Genomic DNA, 12,461 nt, shown 5'->3' with positions numbered 1-12,461 from the left:
TGCAGATACAAAAAAACCTCCTATAAAAGAAGGTTTCTTAAGAATTAAAAATATTTAAACTTAAATGATACTGTAATTTATAAGATTAAATCATTCTGATTAAACTTTAATTAAACAGTAAAATCTTCACCCAAATAGACTTTGCGCACAGTGTCATTTTCAAGCACTTCTTGCGGTGTACCTTCTGCAATTACCGCACCTTCACTGACAATATAGGCATGCTCACAAATCGCCAATGTATCCCGTACATTATGATCGGTAATCAGTACACCAATTCCGCGGTCTTTAAGTTCACGGATAATATCCTTGATGTCCGCTACAGAAATAGGATCGACCCCCGCGAAAGGTTCATCCAGCAGCATGAACTTGGGATCAGCAGCCAAAGCACGGGCAATTTCAGCACGGCGGCGCTCACCACCAGACACACTCATTCCCAGTGAATCCTTAATATGCGTGATTTTAAAATCTGCCAGTAATTCATTTAAACGCTGTTGACGCTGTTGCTTGTTCAAATCCTTACGGGTTTCAAGAATTGCCATAATATTTTCAGAAATCGTCAGTTTTCTAAAAATTGAGGCTTCTTGCGGCAAATAACCAATGCCTTTACGGGCACGTTCATGCATGGCCAAGTCTGACAAATCAAGATCATCCAAATGAATCTCACCTTTGTCCATCCGAACTAAACCCACCACCATATAGAAACTTGTGGTTTTACCCGCACCGTTTGGACCAAGTAAGCCTACAATCTGTCCACTCTGCATCTGAAAAGAGACATCTTTCACAACCCATCTTTTACTATAGTTTTTTGCCAGATGTTTAATACACAATGTTTGGGGCTGATTTAGCGGTTGATCCATTAATCACGTGCTCCTGGGAACGTTTTTGAGCTAGATGGTGGAATAATAATTTGTACGCGACCTGAAGATGAGCCAGTATTGTTCGGTGTACCTGTCGCTTCAACATCACCTTTATTCATGCTGTATTTCAAAGTATTACCGCGAATACTTGCCCCATCCTGCTGTAAAAATGCATTGCCGGACAAGGTGATAATGCCTGTTTGGGCATTATAAAGAATCTTTTGTGCCTGACCTTTTGCCAAGCCTTTATTGACCTCGGTTTGCTGTTGAAAACGTGCCGGACCGCCTGTCGCTGTAATGCTACTAATCTGTTTTTGACTGTTCAGATTGGCAACAATAGAGTTGGCTTGCAATCTCATGGTGCCCTGTTCAATAATGACATTCCCGCTATAGGTCGTCACCCCGGTTTTTTCATTATAGGTTGCACGGTCGGCGACCAATGAAATAGGCTGATTTCGGTCAGATGGAATGGCAAATGCAGCTGCCGACGAGAATACAACCAAACCGGCTAAAGCTGCTTGTTTAAGCAAGGTTTTAGGCAATGTAAGCTTAAGATTGTGGTTCATATTTTCCTCGAATATTAAAAAATTCGTATTGACCGTCATTTAAATTGGCTTTCAGCCCCTGGCTTACAAATTCAGCTTGCGGAGATTGCACAATGACCTGTTTATCTGTCTCTATTTCCCGAGTGTCAGGATATCCGGTTAATTCCTGAGTCTGAAACTGCATTTTGCCCTGTTGCATCAACTTGGTCGCCACCACATTGCCCGACAGAATCACCTTTTGATTATCATCATAACTGTTCGCCACTTTGGCATAAAAAGTAGCATCAACTGCGCCATTCTTATACAGGGAAGCATTCAGGTTTTCGAGTTTGGCCGTTTCTTTTTGCATGTCCTGTTCCATACGATCGACCTGAGCACGGGCATACAAATTACCGTTGTCATCGGTTTGAGTCAGGTTAATTTTTTCAGCGGAATAGGTCATGCTTCTGGCTGAGTCAACCTCGAGCTTGTTGCCCTTACCACTGTAATAGTAGTAACCACCACTTATAGCTGCAATTGCTATAGCAGTTAGGTATAAAACTTTTGTATCCATAAGTGTGGTACTTAACTCAAATTCAATGAATGGTTTAACAATTAATGTGGGGCAGCGGTATAGGTTTCAAGTAGCTGTTCATAAGCTCCTTTGGCCATCAGAATCATGTCACAGATTTCACGCACTGCACCACGACCACCCATGGCCTGGGTTACAAGGTCAGCACGGCGTCGAACTTCGACATGACCATTGGGAACAGTCACTTTCATACCTGCAATTGCAAATGCCGAAAGATCAGGCCAGTCATCACCCATATACAAACAGTCTTCTGGAGCAACATTCAATTGGGCACAGGCTTCGCGTAATGCAGTACCTTTATCTTCACGACCCTGAAAAACCAGGTCTACGCCCAAGTCAGACATGCGCTTTTCCACAATATTACTTTTACGTCCAGTAATAATAATGACTTTTACACCGGCTTTCTGTACGAGTTTCATACCTAAACCATCACGGATATCAAAGGACTTGATTTCATCCCCGGTATTGGTCAGGGTGACAAAACCATCACTCAGAATCCCGTCGACATCAAGAACCAAGGCTTCAACATAACGTGCCTGTTCCAATAAAATATAAGATGCCATTTATTAATTTACCCCGGCTTGAATCAGGTCATGCATGCTAATCACACCAATGACCTTATGTACATCATCTACAACAACAAATTGATTGATTTTCTTTTCGTTCATGCGCTCTAAAGCTTCAACCGCACGCGCATCTTGCGAAATGGTCAATGGATTTTTAGTCATGACCTCAGAAACCGGCAATTTCACATCAAAGCCTTGTTGCTTATCAATTAAACGACGTAAATCACCGTCAGTAAAAATCCCGAGCAGTACGTCATTTTGATCGACAATTGTGGTTAAACCTAGGCGTTTGTTTGAAATTTCGTATAAAACCTGATTCATTGGTGTATCTGGAGAGACTTTTGGCAATTCTGTACCTGTGTGCATGAGGTGTTCGACATGTAACAACAAGCGTTTACCTAATGCACCGGCAGGATGAGACAGCGCAAAATCATCAGCAGTAAAACCACGTGCATCCAGTAAGGCAACTGCCAAGGCATCACCTAAAGCCAGAGTTGCCGTGGTACTTGAAGTCGGAGCCAGACCCAGTGGGCAGGCTTCCTGGATATTTCCCAAGGTTAAAGCGACATCGGCATTTTGCGGCATAGGGCCTTTGTCATCACCACTAATGGTAATTAGAGGAATTTCCAGACGCTTGATCAAAGGCATCAGCATCATGATTTCATCACTCTTGCCCGAGTTAGAAATGGCAATCAGCACATCGCCAGGAACCAGCATGCCTAAATCACCATGCCCCGCTTCTCCCGGATGCATAAAGAATGATGGCGTACCTGTAGAAGCAAACGTTGCCGCCATTTTACGGCCGATATGCCCTGATTTTCCCATACCAGTAATGACTAAACGTCCCCGGCACTGCAAAATGGTTTCGCAGGCACGATTAAAACGATCATCAATTTGCGTTGCCAATATTTCCAGGGCTTGTTCTTCTATACGCAAAGTTTCTAGTGCAACTTTTTGAAAGTCTATTTGATTTGGCATATTTGAGGGGTTCAAAATAGGTTTACCTTTACTCTATACAGAGCTGATTCAATCAAGCAAAAAATAATTTTCGCAATTTTATCATATCTATGCAAATGTCACGTTTCTAAATGTACAAGATTCCACGAATTGTGTAGAAATGATGGTCATGAACTACCCTAATTTCCTAGCGAACCTCAGCTTCCCTAACCTCAGGTTTAGCCAGTATCCTATAGCAATCTTAAGATATTGAATTGATATACATTCTTATTTGTATGAACTCATGTTATTCCAGCTGCAAACAGACACTTGATGCATAGGTGTCGTGTTTCATTCATCATGCTTCATTTATACCAAGCTGAGTTATATTATTCGACATGGTTTTATTATTTAATTCTAATATGAAAAATACACTTTCTGATCACGAGCAAATTAGGATGGTTTCCACTTTTCCTGAACTGGTCAATTCGAAGTTTCAAGGAAATATGAATGCCCTTTGCTGGTATAGAAATCTGGCTGGGGATTTTAAAGAAATTGTTACCAAACTTGAATTAAAAGAGAATATTACCGAAGTTTCTGTTGAAGATCTTTTAGCACTAAAACTTTCCGAACAAGGTCATCTGGCTCGGGAAATGATCTTAAGGGATATACAGCTATTAACTGATTTTGGAGCATCCCCTTCTCTTAATTTACTTAAAAGTTATGAACGGGATGAAGAGTTAGATTTCATTTCAACAGATGTGTATTCCTACCATGTTGACCGCTCACCTATAGAAACAGATACTTTTTTATGTACTTATTATGGTTATGCCAGTGATATTTTGCCAAACGATCAGGTTGAGCAAAAGATTCTAATTCCAGAAATAAGAGCAAAGCTTAAAGACTTATATGACGGTCCAGAAGCCGAGTTCGCAAATTTTTTGGAAGAATATTTCTTTGATTTACATTATGCACCCAAAGCGGATGCAACCCCGATCAATTTAGGTCAAGGACATCTTTGGCGCCTGGCAGTCGATCATCCAACACAGCCCGTTTTACCTTGCGTGCATAGAGCGCCTCATGAAGCAGGTGAATATAGACTGCTCTTGATCTGTTAAATATTGATGAGATATATAGTGTTCACTTGATCTATAAAATCTGGATATTACATCTGCCTATTTCTAAAAGGCTCTGGTCTTAAATGCTCCAGAAAAACGGGGACAGATCCGGCAGCCCTCACTGATGATTTTATTTGTAATAAAGCATTGCGCATCATCAGTCATGGCACTCAACATTTATACATCCATATATCCCTAAAAAATTCCTGCTTTTTTTCGTTTTAACTTTATGAAAAAAAATGCTTAGGTTAAGATGAGCCATCTTTTGGTAGAAACAATTTGAAGACCTATGCAACCTTTTGTTCTATATAACTCAGAGCAACGTAAAAAAGTAGAATTCGTACCTCGTAAAGAAGGTCATATCGACATGTATGTTTGCGGTATGACCGTGTATGACTACTGTCATATTGGTCATGCTCGAGTTATGGTTGCATTTGACTATATTATTCGTTTTCTGCGCAGTCAGGGCTGGAAGGTAAAATACGTACGTAACATTACCGATATTGATGACAAAATTATTGCCCGTGCCAATGAAAATGGGGAAAGCATTACTGCGCTAACCGATCGTTTTATCAAAGCAATGAACGAAGATGCTGAAAACTTGGGCTGTCTGCATCCAGATGAAGCTCCACGTGCGACTGATTACATCGACCAGATGCAAAACATGATTGGCAATCTGGTCAATAAAGGCACGGCCTATCCTTCTGCAAATGGCGATGTCTATTTTGAAGTAGAAAAATTTGCCAAATACGGCCGTTTGTCTGGCCGTAAACTGGAAGATATGCAAGCCGGTGCCTCTGAACGTGTCGATGTGGAAGTAGAAAAGAAACATCCGTTTGACTTTGTGCTGTGGAAACATGCCAAAGAAAATGAACCTTCATGGGCTTCACCTTGGGGTAATGGACGCCCGGGCTGGCATATTGAATGTTCAGCGATGTCCACGTGCTGTCTGGGCAACCATTTTGATATTCATGGAGGCGGTTCAGATTTAACCTTCCCACATCATGAAAATGAAATTGCCCAATCAGAAGCATCAACTGGCGAACAGTATGTGAATTACTGGATGCATGTCGGCTTTATTAATGTCGGTGGCGAAAAAATGTCGAAGTCTTTAGGTAACTTTTTCACCATTCGCGATGTGATGGATAAATTCCATCCGGAAGTGATCCGTTTCTTTATTGTTTCTTCGCATTACCGTAGCCCGGTGAACTTCTCTGACACGGCACTTAAAGAAGCAAAGAATACCCTTTCCCGTTTCTATCACTCATTTAAGGCATATCAACAAGCCTATGGTGAAAAAACTGTAGAAATTCTAGATGAAGCATTGGTTGAACGTTTTAATTCTGCTATGCGCGATGACTTCAATACCGCTGAAGCCATTGCCGTATTGTTTGAAGTCAACAAAGAGCTGAACCGTGCAGTGAAAGATGAAAATGCTGAACAGGCTGCAGTGTATTATTCAACTTTACGTCACTTGACCAATATCTTAGGTTTGGTACAGCACAATGTAGACGACTTTTTGAAATCAGATATTGGTCAGGAAGCATTAGGCTTGTCGGAACAACAGATTGAAGATTTGATTCAGCAACGTAAAGATGCGAAAAAGGCCAAGGAATTTGCCAAAGCTGATGAAATTCGCCAGAATTTACTCGATCAAGGCGTGGTACTGGAAGATACCCGTCAAGGCACCATCTGGCGTCGTGCTGATTAATTAAACATTTGGAAGCACAAAGAGTTGACAGTTGAAATAAACTCTCTATAATTCACTTCCATATTGCGGGAATAGCTCAGTTGGTAGAGCATAACCTTGCCAAGGTTGGGGTCGGGAGTTCGAGTCTCCTTTCCCGCTCCAGAATACGAAAAAGCCCTAATCGAAAGATTGGGGCTTTTTTTATAAGCTAATTTTTATCGTTCTATCTTCCAATCTTTTTTATTAAAAGCTTAAACAAAAGCAGATCGATTCCAAACCAATCGATAATATCAACATGGACAGATAGATAAGCAAGTCTGCAGTAAGCTACTATTAGCCATCTAACAGCTTTCTAAAAAATTCAAAATCTTCTTGATTGGATAAAAAATCCCAAGAAGCCCCTAGGTGTTCAAAACCATGCATAATGCTGGCAACTATGTCATCTCTTTAGGCAAAGGGGCACGCTAGTTAGCTACTAAAGCCAAGAGCTGGAAATGTCGATCCTCCCAGGCTTTGCTGCTGAAATTTCTATCATTAAAAATAGGTTTGATATTTATTCTTATAAGTCAAAAGATAATTTTCAAATTTAATGAATATTTTAGTGTATTCATATGATTAATATTTTGGTGAATTAAATATAAAAGATACATTTTTACCTTTTTTCCTTCCAGCATTCTAACTATGTTAAGCTTTGAACAAATAATAAATATTGAAACAAGAGGATAACATCATGGGTTACCAGCACATCTTAGTTTCTGTGGATGATTCCCCTATCTCTCTCGCTGCCGCTGACCAAGCGATGATGTTGGCTAAAGCTATAGGAAGTAAAGTGACTATAGTCAGTGTGGTGATTATCGACCCTTTAACCAGTGTCAGTTTTTATAAAAATGTACCTGGAGTCACAGATTATTTTATGGAGGCCCAAGCCCACGCTAAAAATATATTAGCTGAGCTAGGTGCCAGATTTGCTGAAGCAGGCATTGCCGCAGAGACTAAACTTCTGGCTAAACAATCCCCCAGTGAGGCCATTGCTGAACTAGCCGATGAATTAAAGGCTGATTTGATTGTGGTTGGATCGCATGGGCGTACCGGTTTGAAAAAAGCTTTTATTGGCAGTATTGCCCAAGATATTCTGACCGCAAGTCATGTTCCCGTGCTGGTGGTTAAACATACTCCATAATCCTTTTAAGATGCTTTTTTGATATTTATAGAAATAGTTTAAGCAGTTTAGGATTTAAATTGCTTAGGCTATTTTTCAAACTATATCATTTAACGATGCTCAATTTAATTATGTTGTAATTGACCTTCGCTTAACTGCAAAGTATCAGCCTCTAAATACTCCAGTTCCTCCAGATGATGAGTGACATAAATCATCGGCACATTCAGTTCATCTTTCATTCGTTTAAAAAAGGGTAAAATTTGCTGTTTTAACTGTGTATCCAATCCGGTTAATGGTTCATCCAATAACAGCAAGTTGGGAGAAGACAGTAAGGCACGTCCAATCGATACCCGCTGTGCTTCCCCGCCTGAAAGCTGCCGGGCTTTACGCTGAATCAGGCCATTCAAGTCCAGCAAATCTACAATGTCATCAAACTGGAATTTTCGTTCCGAGGGTGCCAGCCATTTTTCTGCATAACATAAATTCTGTTTGACATTCAGATGCGGAAATAGCAAAGCCTGTTGGAAAATTAAAGCAATTTTGCGTTGATGCATGGGCAGATGAATTTTTTGCCGGGTATCCACCAAAATGTGTTGATTAAACTGGATATACCCCTGATCCGGTTTTAACAGTCCGACAATATTTTTTAACAAGGTGCTCTTGCCACTCCCAGAAACACCCACAATGCCCAGAAGTGACTGCTGCATCTCCAGTTCAACATTCAAGCTAAAATCGGCATGTTGATATTGAAAATCACATTTCAACATTTCAGGCTCCCAATTTGCGTTGATAGTTTTGCAAAATAAAATAATTGGCAATTAAGGCGCTAAAAGCCAAAAATAAGGATAAGGCCACCAAACGCATTGCCATATCTTCACCATTGGGTTGTTGCAGCAAGGAATAAATCGCGATGGGAATGGTACGGGTTTCATCAGGAATGTTACCGACAAAAGTAATGGTGGCGCCAAACTCCCCCAGGCTACGACTAAGACATAAAATGCTACCCATCACGATGCCAGGAATAGCCAAAGGCAAGTTGATACTGAAAAAGACTCTCCACGGCGCAGCCCCCAATGAACCGGCAATCTGTTCCAGTTGCTGGTTCATCAACTGAAAGGACAGCCGAATCGGTTGCACCATCAGGGGAAATGCCACAATCATCGAGGCCAATACAGCCCCTTTCCAGTTAAAGGCCAGCTGTATGCCCAGTGTGTGCAGATATTTCCCAATGATGCCCTGATTGCCAAACAGTACCAGCAGCAAATAGCCCAATACGACTGGAGGCAAAACCATCGGCAACTGTAAACATGCTTCCACAATAAATTTCAGCCGAAATTCATGTCGTGCCAGTACCCAAGCCAAGCCGATGGCAAAAGGTAAGCAGAACAAGGTGGCAAAACCGGCTACTTTGGCAGATAAATACAGGGCGCTCAGCTCTTCTGGACTTAACATCGTTGATTTATCTCCCAAGGAATTGCTTAGGATTTCAGGCTAAAACCATATTTTTTAAAGATTACTTTGGCCTGAGCGCTTTTTTCCACAAACTGTGCAAACTGTACTGCCTGTTTATTCTTTTCTCCCTGCTTGGTTAAAGCCAGCGGATACGCAATCGGGCTATGTGAGTTTGCGGGAAAAGTACCGATGATTTTGACTTTCTGGCTAATCAGGGCATCCGTTTTATAAACAATGCCTACCTCACATTCACCACGCTCAACAAAAGCCAAAGCCGAGCGCACATCATCCGTTCCTACAATCCGTCTATTTAGGCTATTCAGCCAGTTCAGTTTAATCAGACTCTGTTTGACATATTTACCCGCAGGCACAGATTCCATCTGTCCCGTACAAAGATGTCCGTTAAACGCTTGGGCAAAATTAAAAGTGGACTGCGGCTTAAATGCAATATTTAAATTTTTTGGACTGATGGCCACCAGCTGGTTAAACAATAAGGGCTTGGTTCTGTTTTGATTAATTAGGTTCTTTTTGATCAGGTAATTCATCCAGTCCAGATCTGCCGAAAAAAAGATATCACTGCTTGCCCCTGCTTCAACCTGTTTTGCAAGCGCGGATGAAGCCCCATATACCGATACAAGATTTGTTTTCGGATGTTGCTTTGCATAAATTTTTTCAATGTCGCTCATGGCGTTGGTCAGGCTGGCAGCAGCATAAATTTTGACTGTTTCAGCATGTGCAACTGAAAGTGAAACCGGTAGACATACTGAGAAAAACAGAGATTTTTTCATGATTCTTTTGCCCCTTAATGAATAAATAAGCCCTGGACAATATCCCCTTCAAGCAGGCTTTGCCCTGCGGGAATACGCACCAGACAATTGGCCTGCATTAAATTGCTCAGCATATGCGATTGCTGTTTGGACAGACTTTTTACTTTCAAAACTGACTGATCAAAATGGGCGGACATTCTTAAAAAACGTTCTCGGCTGTCCATTTTTAAATCATGGCTGAGTACTGCACTAAACCAGTCCAGCTGCTGCTTTTGTCCCTGTAAGGCATGTAATAAAGTTGCGGTATAAATTTGCATGCCCACATACACGGCTGCGGGATTGCCCGGCAAACCCAATAGATAACAACGTGTGCGGTCTGCTCGCGTTAATTCTGCAAAAAACATCGGCTTGCCCGGCTTCTGTTTCACTTTCCAGAACACTTGTTCAAAGCCTAAAGCCAGGGCAACCGGACGGATGAAATCATAATCCCCTACCGAGACACCGCCAGTGCTTAAAACCAGATCATAGCTGTCCGATAATTGCTGAATTAATGCTTTTACTGCATCTTTGCTATCGGCTACATGGAAAATTTCAACTTGCTGTCCTGCATTTTGAAACCAGGCCTGAATCAGGGGCCCATTGGCATCAAAAATTTGACCTGCTGCAAAATCCTCAATGCTGCTCGCGACTTCATCCCCGCTAATTATGACCGCAACTTTGGGATATTGAACAACTTCAACGCTGTGAATGCCAGCCATACTTAAGCTGGCAATTGCCCCCACAGACAGCTGTTGGCCTTTACTGGCTAGCAGCTGTCCAGTGGTAATTTCTTCCCCCATATCACGAATGTCGGCATGAGCATGCAGGTTTTCGAGTATTGCGATTTTGCCTGAATCGATGAGCTTGACGATTTCCTGACGTGCCACTGTGGTGGTTCCAAACGGAATTTTGGCGCCAGTAAAAATCCGAACCGCTTGTCCGGCTTTCAGTTGCAGCTCATCCTGTTGTCCGGCCCGGATTTCACCGATCAGTTCAAATTCGCTATGCGGCTCAATTACGGACTGGGCACACAGTGCATAACCATCTACGGCACTTTGTGAAAATAAGGGCAAATTGATGGCAGCATACACATCTTGCGCCAAATAGCGGTTTAAAGCCTGATTAGGCTCAAGGCGTTCAGTTGCTAACATCTGAGTGTGCTGCAAGATTAAATCCAGTGCCTGATCCACCGTAATCAGGCCGTGTTCAGCACCACATCCTGACATTAGACTATTCATTGGTAACCCCCTGAATGGGGAATATTTTTTTGCACATCAAATAAATGTACCAATGCTGGCAGAACTGCAATCAACGATTCTTTCGCCCCTTGCCGGCTCCCCGGTAAGGTCATCACCAAACTGTTCTCGATATATCCGGCCACACCACGACTTAAGGCGGCATAAGGTGTACGTTTTTGCCCAAAACTGCGTGAGGCTTCCATCAGCCCGGGAATTTCCCGTTTTAATAACGGCTGGATGGTTTCCACGGTTAAGTCTTTCGGCCCCAATCCTGTCCCCCCTACGGTTAAAATCAGGGGATAGTCATTTTTCTGCTGTTCAATCAATGCCAGTAACTGTTCTGGACTATCTGGAATAACATGGTAAGCAATATTGTCAAAATTAGCTTCCTGTAAAATTTCCAGTACATTCTGCCCTGCCGTATCCGGTTTTTTGCCTAAAGCCACGGTATCCGACAGCACAATGATAGAGGCAGGCATTGCTTCTTTTAAGGCACGGGTAAAATGTGATTTTCCGCCTTTTTTCTTTTGTAACTTAACCTGATCCAGACATAAATCTTCCGGTTCACAATGCGGTTTCAGCATGTCATACAACGTTAAACCGGCCAGACTGACTGCGGTCAAAGCTTCCATTTCCACCCCGGTCGGCCCAATGGTTTCCACCGTGGCAATAATTTCAACATGCGCATCAAACAGTTCATATTCCACATCGGCACGGTAAATCGGTAGCGGATGGCATAGCGGAATCAGTTCATCGGTACGTTTGGCTGCTAAAATCCCTGCAATTCGTGCCGTCTTCAGCGCATCGCCTTTTTCGGTATTGCCCTGACGTAACAATTCAATGCAATGTGCTGGGGCATATAGAATCCCTGTGGCCACTGCAGTACGATAACTCTCGGCTTTCATCCCGACATTTTTCATTGCATCTTTCCTGAATTCATTTTTACTTTAAATAATGCTGTTAGCTAACATCTACTCAGATTCAATGAGTAGCTTAATCTGGTTTTAATGATGACAATGGGCATGATCACTGTGTGCAGATTGTTTATCTGCATGATGATGTGCAGGCCCCTGCTCTGCTGTATCTTTACGGATACAGCAACCTTCTACATATTGACTGCTGCCATCCAGGTAAAATTCTTCTTTCCACACCGGTACTTCGTGCTTGACCCGTTCTACCGCTTCTTCACAAGCAGCAAAGGCTTCGCGGCGATGTGCAGCATAGGCCATGGCAATAATGGCTTTTTCACCAATCGCCAAAGCACCAATCCGGTGAATGACCCGTACATAGGACACGCCATATTTAGCCTGAATCTCCTGCTCGATCTGGCGAATCATTTTTTCCGCCACGGGTGCATACGCGGTATATTTCAGTGCTTTAACCGCTTTGCCTTCATGATGATTACGCACGGTTCCGATAAACACCCCTATGCCACCGCATTCAGGAAACTGCTCAATCTGATCAAAGCTGTCTAAAGTTAAGGAGGTATCCTGAATTCTGCAAAATGTTTTCAATAGCGTCAT

At 42.3% G+C, this 12,461-nt stretch carries 14 protein-coding genes and 1 tRNA gene; 4 read left to right on the top strand and 11 right to left on the bottom strand.

The features are described 5' to 3' along the window. Window positions 1–110: 110 nt before the first annotated feature. Genes lptB through GTU69_RS03415 form a run of 5 tightly spaced genes read right to left on the bottom strand, consistent with a single transcriptional unit; the run spans window position 111 to window position 3,517 of the window. On the bottom strand, window positions 111–857 hold the full coding sequence (gene lptB, locus GTU69_RS03435; protein ID WP_166168127.1) for an LPS export ABC transporter ATP-binding protein: 747 nt from the start codon (window positions 855–857) through the stop codon (window positions 111–113). Next, window positions 857–1,423, bottom strand: a complete 567-nt coding sequence (lptA, locus tag GTU69_RS03430; RefSeq protein WP_166168124.1) for a lipopolysaccharide transport periplasmic protein LptA — start codon at window positions 1,421–1,423, stop codon at window positions 857–859. Before lptA ends, lptB begins: the two co-directional genes overlap by 1 nt. Continuing rightward, a complete protein-coding gene (lptC, locus tag GTU69_RS03425; RefSeq protein WP_086195103.1) occupies window positions 1,407–1,955 on the bottom strand; it encodes an LPS export ABC transporter periplasmic protein LptC in 549 nt (182 codons plus the stop codon). Before lptC ends, lptA begins: the two co-directional genes overlap by 17 nt. Before the next feature lie 41 nt (window positions 1,956–1,996). Continuing rightward, window positions 1,997–2,536 carry an HAD-IIIA family hydrolase gene (locus GTU69_RS03420; protein WP_166168122.1) on the bottom strand — a complete coding sequence of 180 codons (540 nt, stop codon included), beginning with the start codon at window positions 2,534–2,536 and terminating at the stop codon, window positions 1,997–1,999. 3 nt (window positions 2,537–2,539) lie between these two features. Further along, window positions 2,540–3,517 carry a KpsF/GutQ family sugar-phosphate isomerase gene (locus GTU69_RS03415; RefSeq protein ID WP_166168119.1) on the bottom strand — a complete coding sequence of 326 codons (978 nt, stop codon included), beginning with the start codon at window positions 3,515–3,517 and terminating at the stop codon, window positions 2,540–2,542. 380 nt (window positions 3,518–3,897) lie between these two features. On the opposite strand from GTU69_RS03415, the gene GTU69_RS03410 reads away from it, so the two are divergent. From GTU69_RS03410 to GTU69_RS03395, 4 genes are all read left to right on the top strand, one after another. Continuing rightward, entirely contained in the window at window positions 3,898–4,593 is a 696-nt protein-coding gene (locus GTU69_RS03410; protein ID WP_166168117.1) for a DUF1826 domain-containing protein, read from the top strand. Between the two features lie 289 nt (window positions 4,594–4,882). Continuing rightward, a complete protein-coding gene (gene cysS / locus GTU69_RS03405) occupies window positions 4,883–6,304 on the top strand; it encodes a cysteine--tRNA ligase (RefSeq protein ID WP_166168115.1) in 1,422 nt (473 codons plus the stop codon). 65 nt (window positions 6,305–6,369) lie between these two features. Continuing rightward, window positions 6,370–6,445 (top strand) — tRNA-Gly (locus GTU69_RS03400). Window positions 6,446–7,013: 568 nt separating this feature from the next. After that, window positions 7,014–7,463, top strand: a complete 450-nt coding sequence (locus GTU69_RS03395) for a universal stress protein (RefSeq protein ID WP_086195098.1) — start codon at window positions 7,014–7,016, stop codon at window positions 7,461–7,463. A 104-nt stretch (window positions 7,464–7,567) separates the two neighbouring features. Here GTU69_RS03395 and GTU69_RS03390 read toward each other — a convergent pair whose 3' ends face one another. The 6 genes from GTU69_RS03390 to GTU69_RS03365 form a co-directional block, all read right to left on the bottom strand. Then, window positions 7,568–8,209, bottom strand: coding sequence for an ATP-binding cassette domain-containing protein (locus GTU69_RS03390; protein WP_166168112.1), 642 nt, complete (start codon window positions 8,207–8,209; stop codon window positions 7,568–7,570). 1 nt (window position 8,210) lies between these two features. Next, window positions 8,211–8,894, bottom strand: a complete 684-nt coding sequence (gene modB / locus GTU69_RS03385) for a molybdate ABC transporter permease subunit (RefSeq protein ID WP_166168110.1) — start codon at window positions 8,892–8,894, stop codon at window positions 8,211–8,213. Between the two features lie 26 nt (window positions 8,895–8,920). Further along, window positions 8,921–9,682: a molybdate ABC transporter substrate-binding protein gene (gene modA / locus GTU69_RS03380; RefSeq protein WP_166168107.1), complete on the bottom strand. Its 762-nt coding sequence runs from the start codon at window positions 9,680–9,682 to the stop codon at window positions 8,921–8,923. A gap of 14 nt (window positions 9,683–9,696) precedes the next feature. Beyond that, complete coding sequence (locus GTU69_RS03375) at window positions 9,697–10,938, bottom strand: molybdopterin molybdotransferase MoeA (protein ID WP_166168105.1); 1,242 nt, start codon at window positions 10,936–10,938, stop codon at window positions 9,697–9,699. Then, window positions 10,935–11,858: a bifunctional molybdenum cofactor biosynthesis protein MoaC/MoaB gene (moaCB, locus tag GTU69_RS03370; RefSeq protein WP_166168102.1), complete on the bottom strand. Its 924-nt coding sequence runs from the start codon at window positions 11,856–11,858 to the stop codon at window positions 10,935–10,937. The genes GTU69_RS03375 and moaCB overlap by 4 nt, the downstream gene beginning before the upstream one ends. Before the next feature lie 84 nt (window positions 11,859–11,942). After that, entirely contained in the window at window positions 11,943–12,461 is a 519-nt protein-coding gene (locus GTU69_RS03365) for a molybdenum cofactor biosynthesis protein MoaE (RefSeq protein WP_240921578.1), read from the bottom strand.

Source organism: Acinetobacter sp. SA01, from assembly GCF_011319235.1.
In the GTDB taxonomy this organism is placed as follows: Bacteria; Pseudomonadota; Gammaproteobacteria; order Pseudomonadales; family Moraxellaceae; genus Acinetobacter.
Note: the sequence above shows the minus strand (reverse complement) of the source record. Positions and strands in the feature narration are given on the sequence as shown.